The organism is Streptomyces sp. NPDC006174 (genome assembly GCF_040614075.1).
Lineage (GTDB): Bacteria > Actinomycetota > Actinomycetes > Streptomycetales > Streptomycetaceae > Streptomyces.
Genome location: NZ_JBEXTJ010000010.1, coordinates 243,802 through 265,304, shown reverse-complemented (window position 1 = coordinate 265,304; position 21,503 = coordinate 243,802). Strand labels below are relative to the sequence as shown.

17 protein-coding genes and 1 pseudogene are annotated in these 21,503 nt (G+C 72.1%); 4 read left to right on the top strand and 14 right to left on the bottom strand.

The window, feature by feature from the left end; all coding sequences use genetic code 11:
• The first annotated feature begins 75 nt into the window (after positions 1-75).
• Positions 76-2,232, top strand: coding sequence for an RNA polymerase recycling motor ATPase HelR (helR, locus tag ABZ267_RS23835; RefSeq protein ID WP_356756410.1), 2,157 nt, complete (start codon positions 76-78; stop codon positions 2,230-2,232).
• A 22-nt stretch (positions 2,233-2,254) separates the two neighbouring features.
• Here the strand turns inward: helR and ABZ267_RS23830 are convergent, their stop codons facing one another.
• From ABZ267_RS23830 to ABZ267_RS23815, 4 genes are all read right to left on the bottom strand, one after another.
• Entirely contained in the window at positions 2,255-3,226 is a 972-nt protein-coding gene (locus tag ABZ267_RS23830; protein ID WP_356756412.1) for an aldo/keto reductase, read from the bottom strand.
• A 114-nt stretch (positions 3,227-3,340) separates the two neighbouring features.
• Complete coding sequence (argH, locus tag ABZ267_RS23825; RefSeq protein ID WP_356756414.1) at positions 3,341-4,768, bottom strand: argininosuccinate lyase; 1,428 nt, start codon at positions 4,766-4,768, stop codon at positions 3,341-3,343.
• Between the two features lie 106 nt (positions 4,769-4,874).
• Positions 4,875-6,068, bottom strand: coding sequence for an argininosuccinate synthase (locus tag ABZ267_RS23820; protein ID WP_356756416.1), 1,194 nt, complete (start codon positions 6,066-6,068; stop codon positions 4,875-4,877).
• 112 nt (positions 6,069-6,180) lie between these two features.
• Entirely contained in the window at positions 6,181-7,089 is a 909-nt protein-coding gene (locus ABZ267_RS23815) for a chlorophyllase (RefSeq protein ID WP_356756418.1), read from the bottom strand.
• A 102-nt stretch (positions 7,090-7,191) separates the two neighbouring features.
• Between ABZ267_RS23815 and ABZ267_RS23810 the strand changes: the two genes are divergently transcribed.
• Entirely contained in the window at positions 7,192-7,761 is a 570-nt protein-coding gene (locus tag ABZ267_RS23810) for a TetR/AcrR family transcriptional regulator (RefSeq protein WP_356756420.1), read from the top strand.
• A 153-nt stretch (positions 7,762-7,914) separates the two neighbouring features.
• Positions 7,915-8,625 carry a L,D-transpeptidase family protein gene (locus tag ABZ267_RS23805; RefSeq protein ID WP_356756422.1) on the top strand — a complete coding sequence of 237 codons (711 nt, stop codon included), beginning with the start codon at positions 7,915-7,917 and terminating at the stop codon, positions 8,623-8,625.
• 34 nt (positions 8,626-8,659) lie between these two features.
• Here the strand turns inward: ABZ267_RS23805 and ABZ267_RS23800 are convergent, their stop codons facing one another.
• From ABZ267_RS23800 to ABZ267_RS23765, 8 genes are all read right to left on the bottom strand, one after another.
• Positions 8,660-9,196: an arginine repressor gene (locus ABZ267_RS23800; RefSeq protein ID WP_019764598.1), complete on the bottom strand. Its 537-nt coding sequence runs from the start codon at positions 9,194-9,196 to the stop codon at positions 8,660-8,662.
• A gap of 25 nt (positions 9,197-9,221) precedes the next feature.
• Positions 9,222-10,430, bottom strand: coding sequence for an acetylornithine transaminase (locus ABZ267_RS23795; RefSeq protein ID WP_356756424.1), 1,209 nt, complete (start codon positions 10,428-10,430; stop codon positions 9,222-9,224).
• On the bottom strand, positions 10,427-11,356 hold the full coding sequence (gene argB / locus ABZ267_RS23790) for an acetylglutamate kinase (RefSeq protein ID WP_356756426.1): 930 nt from the start codon (positions 11,354-11,356) through the stop codon (positions 10,427-10,429). Before argB ends, ABZ267_RS23795 begins: the two co-directional genes overlap by 4 nt.
• Complete coding sequence (gene argJ / locus ABZ267_RS23785) at positions 11,353-12,507, bottom strand: bifunctional glutamate N-acetyltransferase/amino-acid acetyltransferase ArgJ (RefSeq protein WP_356756428.1); 1,155 nt, start codon at positions 12,505-12,507, stop codon at positions 11,353-11,355. Before argJ ends, argB begins: the two co-directional genes overlap by 4 nt.
• Entirely contained in the window at positions 12,504-13,532 is a 1,029-nt protein-coding gene (gene argC, locus ABZ267_RS23780; protein ID WP_356756430.1) for an N-acetyl-gamma-glutamyl-phosphate reductase, read from the bottom strand. The genes argJ and argC overlap by 4 nt, the downstream gene beginning before the upstream one ends.
• 116 nt (positions 13,533-13,648) lie before the next feature.
• The gene (locus ABZ267_RS23775; RefSeq protein ID WP_356756432.1) at positions 13,649-15,016 is read right to left on the bottom strand and encodes a HEAT repeat domain-containing protein; all 1,368 of its coding nucleotides are present in this window, start codon (positions 15,014-15,016) and stop codon (positions 13,649-13,651) included.
• 68 nt (positions 15,017-15,084) lie between these two features.
• A complete protein-coding gene (gene gap / locus ABZ267_RS23770; RefSeq protein ID WP_356756434.1) occupies positions 15,085-16,083 on the bottom strand; it encodes a type I glyceraldehyde-3-phosphate dehydrogenase in 999 nt (332 codons plus the stop codon).
• Between the two features lie 107 nt (positions 16,084-16,190).
• Positions 16,191-17,147, bottom strand: coding sequence for a helix-turn-helix domain-containing protein (locus ABZ267_RS23765; RefSeq protein WP_356756436.1), 957 nt, complete (start codon positions 17,145-17,147; stop codon positions 16,191-16,193).
• A 453-nt stretch (positions 17,148-17,600) separates the two neighbouring features.
• Between ABZ267_RS23765 and ABZ267_RS23760 the strand changes: the two are divergent.
• A pseudogene (locus ABZ267_RS23760) lies at positions 17,601-18,638 on the top strand (ankyrin repeat domain-containing protein); the annotation flags it as partial.
• A gap of 579 nt (positions 18,639-19,217) precedes the next feature.
• Here the strand turns inward: ABZ267_RS23760 and ABZ267_RS23755 are convergent.
• Positions 19,218-20,612, bottom strand: a complete 1,395-nt coding sequence (locus ABZ267_RS23755; protein WP_356756438.1) for a hypothetical protein — start codon at positions 20,610-20,612, stop codon at positions 19,218-19,220.
• Between the two features lie 81 nt (positions 20,613-20,693).
• A complete protein-coding gene (locus tag ABZ267_RS23750; RefSeq protein WP_356756440.1) occupies positions 20,694-21,473 on the bottom strand; it encodes a LysR family substrate-binding domain-containing protein in 780 nt (259 codons plus the stop codon).
• Positions 21,474-21,503: the final 30 nt, after the last annotated feature.

The following is a 21,503-nucleotide window of genomic DNA, read 5'->3' as shown; positions in this document are numbered from 1 at the left end:
CGTACCTCTCCAAAACGGCGGCCGGCGGCCTGAGCCGACCCTTCACCTCGCAGACAGCAGAACGGACCCGACACCGTGACCCTCACCGCCTTCCACCTCCCCGACCACCTCTCCCCCAAGGCCGACCCGGCCCTCATCGCCGCCGACGAGCGGCACTTCGCCGCCATCACCCGGACCCTGGACGCGTCGATCGCCGAGCTGACCGACCGGCTCGACGCCGAGCGCCGGGCGCCCGGCGGCACCGGCCGTCAGGCGATGGACCGGGACGCCGAGATCCACCGGCTCACCGCTCGCCTGCGCACCCTGCGCCGCTTCGGGCTCGACCTCTGCCTCGGGCGCATGGTCGCCGAGGACGGTTCCGAGCCCGTGTACGTCGGCCGGCTCGGCCTCACCGACAGCGAGGGCCGCCGTCTGCTGGTCGACTGGCGCTCCCCCGCCGCCGAGCCGTTCTTCGGCGCCACGCACGCCAACCCGATGGGCCTGGCGAGCCGCCGCCGGTACCGCTGGGCCGGCGGCCGGATCAGCGACTACTGGGACGAGGTGTTCGCGCCGGACGCCTTCGCCGGACACGCCGCGCTCGACGACCAGTCCGCGTTCATCGCCAGCCTCGGCACCAACCGGTCGGAGCGGATGCGTGATGTGCTCGGCACGATCCAGGCCGACCAGGACGCGATCATCCGCGCGAGTTCGCGAGGCGCGCTGGTGGTGGACGGCGGGCCGGGTACGGGAAAGACGGTCGTCGCGCTGCACCGGTCCGCGTACCTCCTGTACTCCGATCCGCGCCTGGCGCACCGCCGTGGCGGCGTCCTGTTCGTCGGCCCGTCCCGGCCCTACCTCGGGTACGTAGCCGATGTGCTCCCGAGCCTCGGTGAGGAAGGCGTGCAGACCTGCACGCTGCGGGACCTGGTGGAGGAAGGGGCCACGGCCGCCGTCGAGGCCGATCCGGAGGTGGCGCGGCTGAAGGCGTCGGCGGAGCTGGTGCGCGCGGTCGAGACGGCCGTACGGTTCTACGAGGAACCGCCCACCGAGCCCCTGACGGTCACGACTCCCTGGGCCGACCTCCGGCTGACCGCCGCCGACTGGGCCGTGGCGTTCGAGACCGCCGGGCCCGGCGCCGTACACAACGAGGCGCGTGACCAGGTCCGGGAGGAGCTGCTCACGCTCCTGGTGGAGAAGTACGACGGTGAGGAGGTCGCGCCGGAGCTGGTCCGGAAGGCGGTGGGCCAGGACCGGGAGCTGGCCGCCGCGTTCGACCGGGCGTGGCCGCTGCTGGATCCGGCGGAGCTGGTCGGTGATCTCTGGTCGGTCCCGGCCTATCTGCGCATGGCCGCTCCGTGGCTCACGCGGGACGAGGTGCGGCTGTTGCAGCGTGCGGACGCGCAGGCCTGGACGGTCTCCGATCTGCCGGTCCTGGACGCGGCGCGGCAGCGGGTCGGTGACCCGGAGGCGTGGCGGCGCAGGCAGCGGGCGCAGGCGGCCGTGGCCGCCGAGCGCGCGGGCATGGCCCAGGTCATCGACGCGCTCCTCGCGGACGAGACGCTGGCCGACGCCGATGTCGACAGCGAAGGAGCGCTGGTCATGCTGCACGGCCAGGACATGAAGGACACCTTGGTCGACCCCGACGGATCCTCCGGCGCCGAACCGGATCTGCTGGCGGGCCCGTTCGCGCACATCGTCGTGGACGAGGCGCAGGAGCTGACCGACGCCGAGTGGCAGATGCTGCTGGTGCGGTGTCCGTCCCGGAGCTTCACCGTCGTCGGCGACCGCGCGCAGGCCCGGCACGGATTCACCGAGTCGTGGCGCGAGCGCCTGGAGCGGGTCGGGCTGGACCGGGTCGCGCCGGCCTCGCTGACCGTCAACTACCGGACGCCGCAGGAGGTCATGGCGGAGGCCGAGCCGGTGATCCGGGCCGTGCTGCCGGACGCCAATGTGCCGGTCTCGATCCGTTCCGGCGGCCTGCCGGTCGTATTCGGCCGTGTGGCGGATCTCGACGCGGTCCTGGACACCTGGCTCGCCGCGCACACGGACGGGATCGCGTGTGTCATCGGTGATCCGGCGTTCCGGGCGAGGCCGCGCGTACGGTCGCTGACGCCGGAGCTGTCGAAGGGCCTCGAATTCGACCTGGTGGTCCTGGTGGATCCGGAGGCGTTCGGCGCGGGCGTCTCGGGGGCGGTCGACCGGTATGTGGCGATGACGCGGGCGACCCAGGAGCTCGTCGTCCTGGCGGGCTGACGAGCTCCTGAGGCTCAGCGGATCAGTGCCAGGGCAGGGCCGCGCGGTGGCGCCAGTACGACTCCGGCTCCTCCACCAGCGCGTCCAGCCGGTCCCGCTGCTCCTCGTCGAGGTCGACGACGGGTGCGTGCAGGTTGCCGGCGAGCTGCGTGACGGTGGCGGCGCCGGAGAGGACGACCCCGGCCCACGGCTGGTGCAGGACGAACGCCAGCGCCACCGCGTCGCCGCCCACGCCCGCGTCGGCGGCGATCTCGCGGAACACGGCGGGCGCCTCGTCCCCGGCCAGCCGCCCGTTGGCCATGCCTTCCTTGACGATCACGGTGAGTCCGGCGTCATGGGCCTCGGCGAGAGCGGGTGCGGCCGAGGTCTCCAACGCGTTGTAGGTGGCCTGGACCGTACGGAAGAGAGGGTTGCCGTCGACCGTGAGCGCGAGCGCGGCCCGGATGGCGTCGGCCTGTGCGGGGCCGCTGGTGGAGAAGCCGACGGCGACCCCGTCGGCGGCGAGTGCGGCCAGCCGCTCGTGGAGTTCCTTGTCGGCGAGGGCCGGGCTGTCCGGGGTGAGCGAGTGGATCTGGTAGAGGTCGAGCCGGTCGCCGAGGAGTTCGCGGGTCTCGGCGCGCTGGCGCTCGAAGGTGGCGAGGCCGTGGTCCTTGACCTCGTGCGCCTCGGCCTCGGTGCTCCAGTCGGCGGTGTAGGTGTAGCCCCACTTCGAGCCGACGACGAGGTCGGTGAAGGAGGGCCGGGCGTCCAGCCACTCACCGAGGAACTCCTCGGCGCGGCCGTAGGAGCGGGCCGCGTCGACGTACCGGACGCCTTGCGCGTACGCCGCGTCCAGCAGCTCGTGCGTACGGGCGCGCAGATCCTCCACGTCCCGGCCGTCGGGGAAGTCCTGGTCCCGGTGGAGGTTGATGTATCCGGGCCTGCCGACGGCCGCGAGACCCAGTCCGATGTGGGCGGTCGGGGTCGTCGCGGTGGCCAGGGCGGTGAAGGGCATCGCGGGCTCCTCGGGGTCGGTTGCGGATACTCCTACCCCGGTCAACGTAGCCCGCTCCACCTTTCGTACACCTGCGACGACACCGTAGGTACCGCTGCTCGGCCCTCCTGCCGGCTACCGGCGCGCGGCCGCCCAGGCGTTCTGCGCCTCCAGGTCCTTCTTCACCTCGGCGAGCTGAACGGCGACGGCGGAGGGAGCCGTTCCGCCGCGGCTGTTGCGGGAGGCGAGGGCGCCGCGCACGTCGAGGACGGTGCGGACCTCCGGAGTGAGGTGCTCGGAGATCTTCGCGAACTGCTCGTCGGTGAGCTCGTCCAGCTCGATACCGTGCTGCTCGCACTCCCTGACGCAGGCGCCGGCGACCTCGTGCGCGACCCGGAACGGCACGCCCTGCCGCACCAGCCACTCCGCGATGTCGGTGGCGAGCGAGAAGCCGGCCGGGGCCAGCTCTTCCATGCGCTCGCGGTTGACGGTGAGCGTGGCCATCATGCCGGTGAAGGCGGGGAGCAGGACCTCGAGCTGGTCGCAGGAGTCGAAGACGGGCTCCTTGTCCTCCTGGAGGTCGCGGTTGTACGCGAGCGGCAGCGCCTTCAGCGTGGCGAGGAGGCCGGTCAGGTTGCCGATGAGGCGGCCGGACTTGCCTCGGGCCAGCTCCGCGATGTCCGGGTTCTTCTTCTGCGGCATGATCGAGGAGCCGGTGGAGAAGGCGTCGTGGAGCGTGACGAAGGAGAACTCCTTCGTGTTCCAGATGATGACCTCCTCGGCGATCCGGGAGAGGTTGACGCCGATCATCGCGGTGATGAAGGCGAACTCCGCGGCGAAGTCCCGCGAGGCGGTCCCGTCGATGGAGTTGCCGACCGAACCGTGCTCGAAGCCGAGGTCGGCGGCGACCGCCTCCGGGTCCAGGCCGAGCGAGGAGCCGGCGAGCGCGCCGGAGCCGTACGGCGAGACGGCCGTGCGCTCGTCCCACTGGCGCAGCCGCTCGGCGTCCCGGGACAGGGAATGGACGTGGGCGAGCACGTGGTGGGCGAAGAGCACCGGCTGGGCGTGCTGGAGGTGGGTGCGGCCGGGCATCGCCACGTCCGGGTGGGCCTCGGCGAGGCCGACCAGCGCGCCCTGGAGGTCCGCGATGAGGCCGCCGATGATCCGGGCGTGGTCGCGCAGGTACATCCGGAAGAGCGTGGCGATCTGGTCGTTCCGCGACCGGCCGGCCCGCAGCTTGCCGCCGAGGTCGGGGCCGAGGCGCTCCAGGAGGCCGCGCTCCAGCGCGGTGTGGACGTCCTCGTCGGCGATGGTGCCGGTGAAGGAGCCGTCCGCGACATCGGCTTCGAGCCGGTCGAGGCCGTCCTGCATCCGGGTCAGCTCGTCCTCGGTGAGGAGCCCGGCCTTGTTGAGGACGCGGGCGTGGGCGCGGGAGCCGGCGATGTCGTACGGCGCGAGCCGCCAGTCGAAGTGGACGGAGGCCGACAGCTTGGCCAGCGCCTTCGCCGGTCCGTCGGCGAAACGCGCGCCCCAGAGCCGGACGTCACCGTTGTTGCTGCTCACTGCGTGCTCCTCAAGAGGCAAAGGCCAAGGCGTGGGCCAAGGTGCGGATATGCGGCCGCCTCCCTGCCGCGTGCGGACGGGGAGGCGGCTGTAGAACGAGAGAGGGTCAGGCCAGGTCGCGCTTGGCGGCGATCTTCGAGGAGAGGCCGAAGAGCTCGATGAAGCCCTGCGCCTTGGACTGGTCGAAGGTGTCGCCCGAGTCGTAGGTGGCGAGGTTGAAGTCGTACAGCGACTCCTCGGACTTCCGGCCGGTGACGACGGCGCGGCCCGCGTGCAGGGTCATCCGGATGTCACCGGTGACGTGCTGGTTGGCCTCGTTGATGAAGCCGTCCAGCGCCCGCTTCAGCGGCGAGAACCACAGGCCGTCGTAGACCATCTCGCCCCAGCGCTGCTCGACCTGCCGCTTGTAGCGGGCCAGCTCGCGCTCGACGGTGACGTTCTCCAGCTCCTGGTGGGCGGTGATCAGCGCGATCGCGCCGGGCGCCTCGTACACCTCACGGGACTTGATGCCCACGAGCCGGTCCTCGACCATGTCGATCCGGCCGATGCCCTGGGCGCCGGCCCGCTCGTTGAGCTGCTGGATCGCCTGGAGGACGGTGACGGGACGGCCGTCGATGGCGACCGGCACACCTTCCTTGAAGGAGATGACGACCTCGTCGGCCTCGCGCGGGGTGGCGGGGTTGGAGGTGTACTCGTAGATGTCCTCGATCGGCGCGTTCCAGATGTCCTCCAGGAAGCCCGTCTCGACGGCCCGGCCGAAGACGTTCTGGTCGATGGAGTACGGGGACTTCTTGGTGGTCGCGATCGGGAGGTTCTTCTCCTCGCAGAAGGCGATCGCCTTGTCCCGGGTCATCGCGTAGTCGCGGACCGGGGCGATGCACTTCAGGTCGGGGCCGAGCGCGGAGATGCCGGCCTCGAAGCGGACCTGGTCGTTGCCCTTGCCGGTGCAGCCGTGGGCGACGATCCCGGCGTTGTGCTTCTTGGCGGCGGCGACGAGGTGCTTGACGATCGTCGGCCGGGAGAGGGCCGAGACCAGCGGATAGCGGTCCATGTAGAGGGCGTTGGCCTTGATCGCCGGGAGGCAGTACTCCTCGGCGAACTCGTCCTTGGCGTCCGCGACCTCGGCTTCGACGGCACCGCAGGCGAGCGCGCGCTTGCGGATGACGTCCAGGTCCTCGCCGCCCTGGCCGACGTCCACGGCAACGGCGATGACCTCGGCGCCCGTCTCCTCGGCGATCCAGCCGATGGCGACGGAGGTGTCCAGGCCGCCCGAGTAGGCGAGTACGACGCGCTCGGTCACGGGTTTCTCCTTACGGTGCAATCACTGATGGGTATAACTATGCAGTGGTCCGTATGCTTTGTCAAAGCGGCAGGTCAGGTGCGGTGGGAACGGTTGCGCGGACCGTCCGGGCTCATTTGCCGGCGATGCTCCACGTGCCGTCACCGGTCGCGCCGTCATCGAGGGCGGCCCACGCGGTGCCGTCGAGCTCGAAGGCGTCGAGGAGGTATGCGGAGACCGCGTCGGCGACGAGCGCGACGCGGACGGGGTCCTCATCGGTGGTCTCGGCGACCATCTCGCCGGCGACGCCGCCCAGGGTGTGCTCACCCTCGGCGATGGTGAGCAAGGCCTTCGGGGACGGGCTGAGGCGGTAGGCGTCGGTGAACCACTCCGGCCCCCGGGTGGAGAGCTGCGACTGATCCTTACCGCCCGCGACGACCAGGGCCGGGGTGGTCATGGTGGAGTAGTCCGGCCTCATGAACGGAAGGTGCTCGGCGGCGAAAGGAGTGAGCGTGTCGCCGGTTCCGGTCACCGCGATCAGCGCGCCGGCCGAGACCGCGGGATGGGAGAAGTCCTCGCCGGGGACGCCGTCGGCGTCGAGCACCCGCGCGCCGAGGATCGCACCGGCACTCTGGGCGCCCCAGGAGTGGCCGACGACCGCGACCCGCTCACGGTCGACGCGGGCCTCCAGGCCGCCGGCCTGGCGCAGGATGCCGCCGAGGCCGTCGAGGACCGCGTGGAGGTCGGCGATCCGGACGCGCCAGATGGTGGCGAAGCGCGGATCCTCCCACCCGATGCCGTTGCGGCGGGAGTCCAGGTGGGTGGGCTGCACCACGACGAACCCGGCGGCGGCCCACCGGTCGACGAGGGGCTCGTATCCGTCCAGGGACCACGCGTTGCCGTGGGAGAAGACGATGACGGGCAGGTCCTGGCCCGACAGCGGTGCGGTGACCTTCACCTGCAGCTCGACACCGCGACCGGGCGCGGGGACGGCGATGGGCTTGACCGCGACGACCGGCCGGCCGAGGGGACTGGAAGACATGGGGGACCTGCGCTTTCTCCATGGTGGCGCTCTGCCATACTTTGGCGGAGCGTCGTTCCGCCAATTTAGCGGAACATTGTTCCGCGAGCAATGGAGGATGCCGTGCCGGAACCGGTCGGAGTACGCCGAGCACAGGCGCAGCGCACCCGCGGCGGCGTGCTGGCGGCCGCGTCGGCGGTCTTCGTGGACCAGGGAGTCCAGGCCCCTGTCCGCGACATCGCCGAACGCGCCGGTGTGGGCGTGGGCACGATCTACCGGAACTTCCCGACCCGGGCGGACCTCGTCACCGCCGTCTACCGGCACCAGATCGACACCTGCGCCGCCCTCGCGCCCCAGCTCCTGGCGGAATCGGCCTCCCCGTTCACCGCACTCACCCGCTGGGTGGACGCGTTCGTGGAGTTCCTGGTGACCAAGCACGGACTCGGCGCCGCCCTGGGGTCCGATGATCCGGGGCTGGAGAACCTCCACGCCCTCATGCTCGACACCCTGGTCCCGGCCTGCGCGACGCTGCTGGACGCCTGCGCCGCCGCCGACGAGGTGAGCCCCGGCGTCAGCGCCTACCCGCTCATGCGCGCCATCGGGAACCTCTGCATCACCGGACCCGACTACGACCGGGCCGACGCCCAGCGCATGGTCGCGACGCTTCTCGCCGGATGCCGCCGCCCGGCGTAGCGACAGAACCCGGGGCCGGGCCGGTGGCTCGCGGTGCCTCTCGCGGCTTCCGGTCCTTCCCGCGGCTTCCTGCGCCTCTCGCGGAGTGAGCCGCTGGGCCGTACGGAGCAGGTCAGGTGGGGCATCGGCTCCGGCCGCCGTACGGTCCGGAGCATGCGCCGACGACCTCTGCCGACCTTCGCCGTCCTCCTCACCCTGGCCCTGGGCTCCCTCGGGGCCGCTCCCGCCGACAGCCCGCCTCCGCTCCCGTACCGGCTGGCGGACACCGGCGGCGGCTCGCAGCTCATCACCGCCGAGGCTCCGGACACCGCCTCCACCACGGGCACGGTGACCTGGTGGGAGCGGCGCGGGGGCAGGTGGGTGGCGGCGGGGTCGGCGGCCGCGCGGTTCGGGGGCAACGGGCTGGCCGAGGGCGGCAGCCGTGAGCAGGGCACCAGCACCACGCCGACCGGGCTGTACGACCTGCCGTACGCCTTCGGCATCCAGGAGGCCCCGGCCGGGACGAGGTATCCGTACCGGAAGGTCGACGACGACTCCTGGTGGTGCCAGGACAACGCCTCGCGCGCGTACAACCGTTGGGTGGAACCGCGTCCCGCCGACTGCCGGGCCGACGAGGCCGAGCACCTGGTCGCGTACGGGACGCAGTACGCCCACGCGCTGGTCATCGGCTTCAACTACGACCGTCCGGTACGTGACCGGGGCGCCGGGATCTTCCTGCATGTGAACGGGCTCGGGGCGACGGCGGGTTGCGTCTCGGTGCCGGCGGAGGCCATGGCGGAGATCCTGGCCTGGGCGAAGCCGGAGCGGCGGCCGCACATCGCGGTCGGGACCCGCTCGGGCCCGACCGCGATCACGCGGTACTGAACGAGCCACCGAGCGCGCTGCTGAACAGAACGGCTCAGCGGTCGTTCTGAGCGAGCCTCAGGAGATGGTCGGCGAGCGCCTGGCCGCCGTTCGGGTCGCGGCTGATCAGCATCAGCGTGTCGTCGCCCGCGATGGTGCCGAGAATGTCGTGCAGTTCGGCCTGGTCGATGGCCGAGGCGAGGAACTGTGCGGCGCCCGGCGGTGTGCGAAGCACCACCAGGTTGGCCGAGGCTTCCGCCGAGATGAGCAGTTCGGCCGAGAGCCTGCGCATCCGCTCCTCCTTGGCCGAACCGCCCAGCGGCGCCTGCGGGGTGCGGAATCCGCCCTCGCTCGGCACCGCGTAGATCAGTTCGCCGCCGGTGTTGCGGATCTTGACCGCGCCCAGCTCGTCGAGGTCGCGGGAGAGCGTCGCCTGCGTGACGCTCAGCCCGTCGTCGGCGAGGAGCTTGGCCAGCTGGCTCTGCGAGCGGACCGGCTGCCGGTTCAGGATGTCCACGATCCGGCGGTGGCGGGCGGTGCGGGTCTGCGGCACGGACGGTCCGCCGTGCTCGGTTTCCTGCGCCTCGGTCATCGTCGTCGCCTCATTCTCCGGAGACTCATGCTCCGGATCGTCCGTCCCCGTGTGCCGCGTCGAGAGCGCTCGGCAGGATCTCCAGGAGCGCGTCCACCTCCGCGTCACCGATGATCAGCGGCGGCATGAGCCGTACGACATCGGGGGCGGGCGCGTTCACCAGGAGGCCGGCTCCCTGGGCCGCCTGCTGCACCTGCGGTGCGAGGGGTCCGGTGAGCACGATACCCAGCAGCAGGCCGCTGCCGCGGACATGGGAGACCAGCGGGTGTCCGAGCGCCTCCACGCCGTCGCGGATCTTCTCGCCGAGCCGCTTGACCTCGTCGAGCGCGCCGTCGGCCGCGAGGGTGTCCAGGACGGCGAGCCCGGCGGCGCAGGCGACCGGGTTGCCGCCGAAGGTGGTGCCGTGGTGACCCGGCTTCAGCAGGTCGGCCGCCGGTCCGAACGCGACCGTCGCGCCGATCGGCAGACCGCCGCCGAGCCCCTTGGCGAGCGTGACGAGGTCCGGCTCGACGCCTTGGTGGGCCTGGTGCTCGAACCACTGGCCGCAGCGGCCGATCCCGGTCTGCACCTCGTCCAGGACGAGCAGCGTGCCGGTCGCACGGGTGATCTCCCGGGCCGCCTCCAGGTAGCCCTTGGGCGGCACGACCACACCGTTCTCGCCCTGGATCGGCTCGATGATGACCAGCGCGGTGTCGGTGGTGACGGCCGCGCGCAGCGCGTCGACGTCTCCGTGCGGCACATGCGTGACGTCACCGGGCAGCGGGACGAACGGCTCCCGCTTGCCGGGCTGGCCGGTCAGCGCGAGCGCGCCCATGGTCCGGCCGTGGAAGCCGCCGTCGGTGGCGACCATGTGCGTGCGGCCGGTGAGCCGGCCGATCTTGAAGGCGGCTTCGTTGGCCTCGGCGCCGGAGTTGGCGAAGAAGACCCGGCCCGGGCGGCCGAAGAGCTGGAGCAGCCGCTCGGCGAGCGCGACCGGCGGCTCCGCGATGAACAGGTTCGATACGTGGCCGAGCGAGGCGACCTGCGTGGAGACGGCCTCCACGACGGCCGGGTGCGCGTGGCCGAGCGCGTTGACCGCGATGCCGCCGACGAAGTCGAGGTAGCGGGTGCCGTCCTCGGCCCAGACGTACGCGCCTTCGCCGCGGACGAGCGGCAGGCGGGGCGTGCCGTAGTTGTCCATCAGCGCGCCCTGCCAGCGCGAGGTGAGTCCGGTCTCGGCTCCGGTGCCGGTCATGATTCCCCCAGTTCAGGCCCAGTGTGTACGTCGATGGGAGCGTCCGGCACGACCATCGTGCCGACGCCCTCGTCGGTGAAGATCTCCAGCAGGATCGAGTGCTGGACGCGGCCGTCGATGACGCGGGCGGTCTCGACGCCGTTGCGGACGGCGTGCAGACAGCCCTGCATCTTGGGAACCATGCCGCTGGACAGCTCGGGCAGCAGCTTCTCCAGCTGGCTGGCGGTCAGGCGGCTGATCACGTCGTCGCTGTTGGGCCAGTCCTCGTACAGCCCCTCCACGTCCGTGAGGACCATCAGCGTCTCGGCGTTCAGCGCGGCGGCGAGTGCGGCGGCCGCGGTGTCGGCGTTGACGTTGTAGACGTGGTGGTCGTCGGCGGAGCGGGCGATGGAGGAGACGACCGGGATGCGGCCGTCGTCCAGCAGCGCCTGGATGGCTCCGGTGTCGATGGCGGTGATCTCGCCGACCCGGCCGATGTCGACGGACTCGCCGTCGATGGTGGGCCGGTGCTGGATGGCGGTGATGGTGTGGGCGTCCTCGCCGGTCATGCCGACGGCGAGCGGGCCGTGCTGGTTGAGGAGGCCGACCAGTTCGCGCTGGACCTGTCCGGCGAGCACCATCCGTACGACGTCCATGGCCTCGGGGGTGGTGACCCGGAGGCCTGCCTTGAACTCGCTGACCAGGCCCTGCTTGTCGAGCTGGGCGCTGATCTGCGGGCCGCCGCCGTGCACCACGACGGGCTTGAGACCGGCGTGGCGCAGGAAGACGACGTCCTGCGCGAAGGCGGCCTTCAGCTCCTCGTCGATCATGGCGTTGCCGCCGAACTTGATGACGACGGTCTTGCCGTTGTGCCGGGTCAGCCAGGGCAGCGCCTCGATGAGGATCTGCGCCTTCGGGAGTGCGGTGTGCTTCCGCGCGGCGCTCATGAGCTGTACGCGCTGTTCTCGTGGACGTAGTCCGCGGTGAGGTCGTTGGCCCAGATGACGGCGGACTCGGTGCCGGCGGCGAGGTCGGCGGTGATCTTGACCTCCCGGTAGCGCATGTCGACCAGGTCGCGGTCCTCGCCGACACCGCCGTATCTGCAGACCCAGACGTCGTTGATGGCGACGTTGAGCTGGTCCGGCTCGAAGGCCGCCTTCGTCGTGCCGATGGCGGAGAGGACACGGCCCCAGTTGGGGTCCTCGCCGTGGATGGCGCACTTGAGGAGGTTGTTACGGGCGATGGACCGGCCGACCTCGACGGCGTCGTCCTCGCTGGCCGCGTTGATCACCTCGATCCGGATGTCCTTGGAGGCGCCCTCGGCGTCGCCGATGAGCTGCCGCGCGAGGTCGTCGCAGACGGCCCGTACGGCTTCGGCGAACGCGGCCTGGTCCGGAGTGATGCCGCTGGCACCGGAGGCGAGGAGGAGCACGGTGTCGTTGGTGGACATGCAGCCGTCGGAGTCGATCCGGTCGAAGGTGGTGCGGGTCGCGTCGCGGAGGGCGGCGTCCAGCTCCGGTGCGGGCACATCGGCGTCCGTGGTGAGGACGACGAGCATGGTGGCGAGGCCCGGAGCGAGCATGCCGGCGCCCTTGGCCATGCCGCCGACGGTCCAGCCGTCGCCGCCCGCGACGGCCGTCTTGTGGACGGTGTCGGTGGTCTTGATGGCGATGGCGGCCTTCTCACCGCCGTGCTCGCTGAGCGCGGCGGCGGCCTGCTCGATGCCGGGCAGCAGTTTGTCCATGGGGAGCAGGATGCCGATGAGGCCGGTGGAGGCGACGGCGACCTCGCCGGCGCTGTGACCCTCCAGCACCTCGGCGACCTTCTCGGCGGTGGCGTGGGTGTCCTGGAAGCCCTTGGGGCCCGTACAGGCGTTGGCTCCACCGGAGTTGAGGACGACGGCGGTGACCTCGCCGCCCTTGAGTACCTGCTCCGACCAGAGCACCGGCGCGGCCTTGACGCGGTTGGAGGTGAAGACGCCCGCGGCGGCGCGACGGGGCCCGTGGTTGACCACGAGGGCCAGGTCCGGGTTACCGCTGTCCTTGATTCCGGCGGCGATGCCCGCCGCCGAGAACCCTTGTGCTGCCGTGACGCTCACGGTGCAACTCCGATCGTCGTGAGACCTGTGTCCTCGGGGAGCCCGAGGGCGATGTTCATGCTCTGCAGGGCGCCGCCCGCGGTGCCCTTGGCGAGGTTGTCGATGGCGGTGACGACGACGATCCGCCCGGCGGCCTCGTCGTACGCGACCTGGACCTGTACGGCGTTGGAGCCGTACACGGCGGCGGTGGCGGGCCACTGGCCCTCGGGCAGGAGGTCGACGAACGGCTCGTCCGCGAACGCCTTCCCGTACACCGCGCGCAGGGCCTCCGCGCTCACGCCCGGCGTCGCCTTCGCGCTGCACGTGGCGAGGATGCCGCGTGGCATGGGCGCGAGGGTCGGCGTGAAGGAGACGGTGACCGGCTCGCCGGCGGCGGCGCTGAGGTTCTGGATCATCTCGGGCGTGTGGCGGTGACCGCCGCCGACGCCGTACGGGGTCATGTTGCCCATCACCTCGGAGCCGAGCAGATGCGGCTTGACCGCCTTGCCCGCACCCGAGGTGCCCGACGCGGCGACGATGACGGCCTCCGGCTCGGCGATACCGGCCTCGTACGCCGGGAAGAGCGCGAGGGACACAGCGGTCGGGTAGCACCCCGGTACCGCGATCCGCTTCGACCCGGCGAGCGCCTCCCGCCCGCCCGGCAGCTCGGGCAGCCCGTAGGGCCAGGTCCCGGCGTGCGGCGACCCGTAGAACCTCTCCCAGTCACCGGCGTCCTTGAGCCGGAAGTCGGCGCCCATGTCCACCACGAGGACCTCGTCGCCGAGTTGCTCGGCGACGGCCGCGGACTGCCCGTGCGGCAGCGCCAGGAAGACGACGTCGTGCCCGGCGAGGACCTCGGCGGTGGTGGGCTCCAGCACGCGGCCGGCCAGCGGCCGCAGATGCGGCTGGAGCGAGCCGAGCGCCTGCCCGGCGTTGGAGTGGCCGGTGAGCGCACCGATCTCGACGCCGGGGTGCGCCAGCAGAAGGCGGAGCAGCTCACCGCCGGCGTATCCGCTCGCCCCTGCCACCGCTGCGCGTACCACCATCGGAACCCTCCTTGTCGATGGCATGACTATACGCAGTGCTGCACTTTTATGCAATCAGTTCCGACCGGACGCCCGTCCGATCCGGGGCACCGCTCACCGCCGGGACGCACGTGGGGCTACGGAGGCGTCGACCCGCCGTGCTCACGGTCCCACTTCCATCTCCAGAACGCGGAGAGACGGTGGTCGTGCTCGAAGCCGGGGCGGGAGAGCCGGCCCAGCCGTTCGATCGCCTCCCCGGTGCGCGGGTCGTCCCGCCGGAGGAGGCCGCAGGCGGCGTTGAGCCGCGTCCCGAAGTCGTCCTCGTCGAGGAGGAGCACCAGGGCGTCGGCGATCGCCTCGGTAGGGTCCACCGCGCTCTCCGCGACGGCCTCCGCGATGCCGGCACGCACAGCGGCCACCGGGTCCCGGAGCAGCCGGACCACCACGTCGGTGGAGTCGGGGCCGGCGTCGTGCGCCGCGACCAGTGCCCGGCCGGCGGCGGCACGCACATCTCCGTCCCCGTCCCCGGCGAGGCCGAGCAGGGTGGTGCGAGCCGCCGACCCGAGGGGGGCGGAAGGGGTGTCTCCGCCGAGCAGGAGATCGGGAACCCGGGCACGGACCTGCGGGGCCGGGTGGCCGGCGTGCCGCAGGCCCACGGCCTTCGCTTCCCGGTGCTCCGTCTCACCGAGGACCCGGAGCACCTCGCTCAGGACTCCGGGGTCGTCCTCCCCGTCGGCGGCCCACGCCACGAGCAGGTCCGCCGTCTCCCTCTCGTAGGAGTTCCGCCCGCCCCACGGCCACATGAGGTACTGGTGGAGGAAGTCGAGGACGAACCGGCGGCACTCGGGGTCCGGGCTGTGGCGGTGTGCCGTGAGAGCCGACCAGGTCTCCCGGCCGCGGCGTTCGCCGAGGATCCACCGGGCGGACGACCAGTCCGCGTGGTCCGGGTCGCGTCCGGCGACGGCTCTGGTCACGAGCTCGTCCACGGGCGTCAGGATACGGAAGGCCCATTCCAGGTTCGTGAGGATCGAGCCGTGCCCGCAGCGGACCGTGCGGCTGCCGAGCGTCACCTGTGTGACGTGCGTGTACTCGCCGTCCATCACCCGGGTCCGGCACGCGGGGCCGGACCCGCCCGTTCTGTTGCGGAGTTCGCTCTCCGCGCCCCGCTCGTACCAGCGTCGGGCGAGGGCGAGCAGCTCGTTCCTTCCGGCCTCCGGCAGACGCAGCCGGGGCTCCCGGCCCAGCACGGCTTGCGCCAGCGCGGGAGAGCCGCCGTCGACCGCGCGTACCAGCGGAGTCGTTCCGTCCGGCAGCTTCCGGTCCGGGTCCGCGCCACCTTCGACGAGCGCCTCCGCCACGGCCGCGTCATAGGCCGCGATGGCCAGGCACAGCACGGGCAGGCCGTCGTCCGTGACCGTGTCCGGGGCCGCTCCCGCCGCCAGCAGAGCGGTCACGGCTTCCGCGTCCCCTCGCCGCACCGCCGCTACGAGCTGTGCACCGTCCATCTCCGTCTCCCGCCGTTCCCCCGTCCCGACCAGCCACATTCTGCCTCTACGGGCTGGGCGGCCTCCGGTCAGCCGGCGGCGAGGAGGTGGAGCGTGTCGATCACGCGGTTCGAGAAGCCCCACTCGTTGTCGTACCAGGCGACCACCTTGATGTGGCGGCCGTCGACGCGGGTGAGAGCGGAATCGAAGATCGCCGAGGCGGGATTGCCCGTGATGTCGGACGATACGAGCGCGTCGTCCGAGTATTCGAGTACGCCGGCGAGCGGCCCCTGTGCGGCTGCGCTGTAGGCCGCCAGCACCTCCTCTCGCGTCACGTCGCGGGCGACGGTCGTGTTCAGCTCCACGATGGATCCCACCGGGACCGGTACGCGGATCGAGTCGCCCGACAGCTTGCCGTCGAGGTTCGGCAGCACGAGGCCGATCGCCTTGGCGGCACCCGTCGTGGTCGGCACGATGTTGACGGCGGCGGCGCGGGCACGGCGTGCGTCGCGGTGCGGACCGTCCTGGAGGTTCTGCTCCTGCGTGTAGGCGTGCACCGTCGTCATGAAGCCGTGCTCGATGCCGGCGAGATCGTCGAGCACCTTCGCCAGCGGGGCGAGCGCGTTGGTCGTGCACGAGGCGTTCGAGACGATCGTGTGGACGGCGGGGTCGTACGCGTCGGTGTTGACGCCGAACGCGAGGGTGACGTCGGCGCCGTCCGCCGGCGCGCTGACGAGGACCTTCTTCGCGCCCGCGTCCAGGTGGGCGCGGGCGGCCTTGGCCGACGTGAAGCGGCCGGTCGCCTCGAGCACGATGTCGACGCCGAGCTCGGCCCACGGCAGCTGCGCGGGTTCGCGTTCAGCGAGCACGGTGATGCGACGGCCGTCGACGACGAGGGTGTTCCCGTCGACGGCCACCGGGCGTCCGAGCCGACCGGCGGTGCTGTCGTAGGCGAGCAGCCGGGCGAGAGCGGCGGGCTCCGTCAGATCGTTGACAGCGACGATCTCGAGGGCGCTGTCGCGCTCCAGCAGAGCGCGCAGCACGTTGCGTCCGATACGGCCGAATCCGTTGATGGCGATGCGAGTCATGAGTGGTGTCCCTTCGGTTCCCCACCAGGCTCGCTCGCGGCCGACGCCGCTGACAGTGGCGGGATCGCCACGGTTCGAAAGGATCCCGCCATGCCGTGTCCGGCGGGCTATTCGCCGCGCGTGAAGGTGCGGCGGTACTCGCTCGGTGTGGTGCCGAGGATGCGCTGGAAGTGCGAACGCAGGTTCGCGCCGGTGCCGAGACCGATGTCGGCGGCGATCTGCTCGACGCTGCGCTCCGAACGCTCCAGCAGTTCGCGGGCGGCGTCGACGCGGGCGCGCATCACCCACTGCATCGGCGTACAGCCGGTCTCCTCGACGAAGCGCCGGGAGAACGTGCGCGGCGAAACCCCCGCCTGCCGCGCCAGGATGTCGAGGGTGAGGGGCTCGCCGAGCCGGTGCAGCGCCCACTCCCGGGTGACGGCGAACCGCTCGCCGAGCGGTTCGGGGACGCTGCGTGGCACGTACTGGGCCTGGCCGCCACTGCGGTAGGGGGCCGCGACGAGTCTCCGGGCCGCGTGGTTGGACGCGGCCACGCCGAGGTCGCCGCGCAGGATGTGCAGGCACAGGTCGATGCCGGAGGCGGCGCCGGCCGAGGTGAGCACGCTGCCCTCGTCGACGAACAGCACGTTCTCGTCGACCTGGACGAGCGGATGCCTGGCCGCGAGGGCCCGCGTGTAGTGCCAGTGCGTCGTGGCGCGCCTTCCGTCGAGCAGACCCGTGGCGGCGAGCGCGAAGGCGCCCGTCGAGATGGCGGCGAGCCGCGCGCCCCGGTCGTGGGCGGCGGTCAGCGCGTCGACAACGGCCTGCGGCGGGTCCTCGCGGTCCGGGAAGCGGTAGCCGGGGACGAAGACGATGTCGGCCCACTCCAGCGTGTCGAGGCCGTGGGCGACGTGGTAGGACAGGCCGTCACCGCCGGTCACCGGGCCGGGCGCGGCACCGCACACCCGTACCTCGTACGGCATGCTCGCGCGGGTCGTGAAGACCTGTGCGGGAATACCGACGTCGAGAGGCTTCGCGCCTTCGAGCACGAGGACGGCGACGTGATGCAAGGGTGGGGCCGGCACAGGGAGAAGGGTACGCAGGCGTGCGGGTGATCCGGCCGGGGTCGTGCTCTCTTTCTCCCGCGCTCTTCCTCCGGCCCGTACGGCGTCAGCCTAAGGTCCCTGATCGTATGGCTCAACGGCACCCACGGCGCGGGCAGGACGCGACCAGCAGGCTCGCGCAGCAACTGATCGCGTATTCACGGGTGTTCGACGCCGAGAAGGTCGGCGGGACGAACAGCGGGAAGACCGCTGTCGCGGCGGTCAGGGTGAACCGTCGGCGAGGCCTGGCGGCGGTACGCACCCGACGCGCCGGTCATCGACGCGTGGTGACCGGCGCGTGGTGACCGGCGCGTGGTGACCGGCACGTGGTGACCGGCACGTGGTGACCGGCGCGCCAAACGGTTACGGCCGCACGGTGGTTGGCGCTCCTCGCGAGGGCCGGGCGATGTCAGACCCGTGTGCCACGCTCGGCGCATGGGATTCTTCGACGATCTGGTGATGCCCGAGGAGCCGGCCGCGGAGCGGACCGTGCTGATCCGGCTGGGACCGCCCGCGGAGGACGAGGGACGGTACGCACCGCCCGTCGACCGCTTCGCACCGGCGCTGCTGTCCGGAACGGAGGTGGTGGGCGTCGGACCGGAGGCCCGGGTGCTGCTCACGGGATGGTCGGTGTGGCCCCGGTCGGTGACGATGCATCTCGCGGTGTTCCGCAGGACACGTTGGCAGAGCGGGGATACGAACCGGCAGTCGGGACTACGGGTGGGCCTGCGGTTCTCCGACGGCCGCCGGATCACGACCCTGGACACCCCGGAGGCCCGCTACATCCCGGTCACGGGACCGTCGGGGCTGGAGACGATGGCGATGACCCGGCAGGCGGTCGGGCTCATACCGCTGGATCCGGGGACGCACCAGGTCCACCGGTCCCTGTTCAGGACCGCCGTGGATCTGTACGCGGCCGAGCTGCCGCCTTCCGGAGAAGCGGAGCTGGTCGTCGAGTGGCCGGACGAGGGGATGGGTGAGACCCGTACCCCGGTCGACACGGCGGCGATCCGAGCCGCGGCGGAGCGGGCGTTCGAGGTGTGGCCGGAGCTCGAACCGCCGGATCCGGCGGAGCAGCCACGTTCGTTCGCGCTCCTGGAGGTGTCCGGTCCCCCCGGCTTTCTGGCACCGCCGCTGACACCGCATCAGCTGGAGGAGCGGCGGCGCGAGGAGGAGGCCCGCAGTCGTTACCTGCCCCGGGCCGACTGGACGGGCATGGACTACCGGGACTGGGGCGACACCGCTCTGGTCAGGGCTCGGCTGGACGGAGGCGCATCGCCCGACGCCTCTGTACAGGGCGGCGGCACCCGGCCGCTCCACCTGGCGGCGAGCTGGGGGCAGGCCGAGACGGTGGCGGCTCTCCTGGCGCACGGCGCCGAGGCCGACGCGCACGACGCGGAAGGCCATACAGCGCTCTGGTACGCCGCGCGCGCCGTCGACGAGGGCATGGTCCGCGCCCTGCTCGAAGCCGGGGCCGATGTGTGGACACCGCAGGAGGAGCCGTGGTCGCCGGGCCGGCTTCTGCTGACCACACCGCTGGTCCCGCTGGTGGCGGAGCTGCCGGGTGCGGTGCCGCTGCCGGCCGAGGAGACGGCCGCCCTACGGGCTGCGGACGCGCTCATCGCGGCTTTCAGCGAGCGGGGCATGTGGACGGAGGGGCTCGGCATCGCCTTCGTGGCGGGCGTCGGCGAGGACGAGGTGATCCGGCGGCTCGGCGGCGACCCCGCCCGGTGCCCGGCCGTGGACGAGGAGAACATGCCCTTCGATCCCACGGACTACGACGCGTCGCTGCGCCACGTCGGCGTGACGGGCCTGGACGGCTCCCCGGGCGGCTGCGTGATCGTCCAGGACGGGTACCTGCCGAACGACGACGCGCTGCTGCGGGCGGTCTCGGCGGGCACCTCCGCCTACGGCGTGTACTTCAACCCCAAGGGCGGGACGTTCGGCGCCCTGGCCCGGGACGGCTCCATCGTCACCGGCGAAGAGATCGGCCTCTCACCGCAGGCGTCGGATCCGGCGGCCTACTGGACCTTCCGCTTCTGGCAGCGCGGGTCAGGGTTCGCGCACGGCGCCGACGTTCTCGCCTACGCCTGCGCCGCGGCCGGGATGACGGTCGGCGACGGCCGGGCGGTGACGGGCCGCGGCACGCCTCGCCGCTGGGTCCCGCTGCCGGCGGCGCTCCAGAGGTGAGCGCTGCGGCCCTTCTCCTGCCGCCCGCGGCGTCGGCTCCCGGTCCAGCAGCAGCGGAACGGCCAGGACCGGGAGCAGCCAGACGAACACGATGAGGCGGTGGCCGAGCAGCTGGTCCAGATTCGGGTGGCCCGCCTGGTTGAGGATGCCGGCGGCCGCCGCCGCCACCGCGATCGGCAGGACCACCGAACGCCGCCTCAGCAGCGCCCAGGCCGAGAGCGCGAGCAGGACGGGCAGGACCGGATAGGTGGCCTGGCGCCGGAGCCACGCCGTCCAGAAGACCCGTTCCTGAACGAGGAACTCCGGCCAGGGGTCGGGCAGATCGGGACGCCGGTAGTGGTCGGTCAGCAGGTCCTGGGCACTGTCCTGGCCCATGGGCCAGGACAGGAGGTGCGCGCCCGCGTAGACGGCCACGGCCAAGGCCCCGCACAGCACGGCCGCCTGGCCTGTCCGCGCCGACGGCCGCCGGCATCGGCGCAGCCACGCCCTCCGGAGCGCGAATCCGGCCGCCAGAGCGGCCGCCAGGAGCAGCGCCTGCGAGTAGCGCACCAGGAACATCAGGGCCAGGCCGCCCACGACGAGCGCCGCTCCCGCACGGGGACGGTTCAGCGAGAGCAGCGTGCACCCGAGGACGACCGCCGTGCCCAGAGCCAGCGAGAGCCCGTCGCTCAGCGGGTTCATGGCGACCGTGCCGGTGGGCAGCGCGAGGTAGAGCGCCTGACCGGCCAGACCGGCGCGCCGGGACGCGCCCGCGCAGCGCAGGGTGAGCAGGACGCAGACGCTTCCGGCCAGCGCGACGACCAGGCCCGCGAGCCAGAGACCCCACATCGCGCCGAAGACGGTGACGAAGGGGACCAGGAAGAGCGGATACCCCGGGCGGGCCTCGAAGATGGCCATGAAGCGATGGTTCGCGAAAGGCGCGATTGTCCCCGAGGTGTTGCCGTTGCGGGACCAGTGGGCGACCGAGTCGTTCAGCCGGCGCACGCACTGCTCCTCCGACTCTCCGGCGGCCTTCCTGCTGGTCCAGGGGATGGAGTCCAGCGGACCGTGCTGCCCGCTGGCACAGGAGTAGTCGATGGCCCGGCGGCCCGCCTCGGCCTGGCTCTCGCCGCTGAGGGACAGGGCGTAGGAGAGGTAGTTCTTCGTGTCGGGCGAGGCCCTTCCGGTGACGGCTGTCAGCTGGAGGCCGGCGAAGGCCACGGCGATCAGCAGCATCCCGATGAGGCCGAGGTGCTTGGTACTGCGGATGCTTCGCATAGGAGGAACGCTCCCCAGAGGTACGGCGGTTACCTCACCAACGAGAGCACCGCCTCCGGGTGGCGTTCCGGAGCCGGAGCGCTACCGGCCGCGCGGCTTTCCGCGCTTGCCACCCTTGGGAGCGCCCGCGCGGCGGCCGGTGCCGGGCTGCTTGCCGCCTGGGGCGGGCTTGCGGCCGGAACCGGTGCCCGTCGCGGCCCGCTTGGCCTTGGCCTTCTCCTTCGCCGACGGCTGCGGCGGTGTGGCCGCGCGGCCCCGGGTGCTGTTGACCGTGCGGCCCCGGACGATGCCGATGAACTCCTCCACCAGGTCCGGAGTGGGCTCCTCCTGCGGCCACGACAGGGCCACGCGGGACTCGGGGGCCTCCAGGACCGGGCGGTAGGTGAGGTCCTTGCGGTGGTGCAGGCGGGCCAGGGACTGCGGGACCAGGAGGATGCCCACGCCCGCCGCCACCAGCTCGATGGCGTCGGCCGTGGAGGCCGGGCGTTCGATCGCCGGGCGGCCCGGGAGGGTGTCCCAGTCCAGGACGTCGTCGAGCGGATGCAGGACGATCTCGTCCGCCAGATCGGGGAGCGTGACCTCCTCCGCGGCCGTGACGGCGTGGTCCTTGGGGATCACCACGACCGTCGTCTCCGTGTACAGCGGGATCGCGCTGAGGACGTCGCGGTCGACCGGAAGCCGTACGAGCCCCGCCTCCGCGCCGCCGTCCGCCAGCAGCCGCCCGGCCTCGGCCGGAGGGACCTGGACGAGCTCCAGAGGGGTGTCGGGCAGCCGCTCGTGCCAGACCCTCACCCACTTGGTCGGCGTCACACCGGGGACGTACGCGAGCCTGAAAGATGAGGGGGTGTCCGAGCCTGTCACGGGTTCAGGCTACCGGCCGTCCCGCCGTCG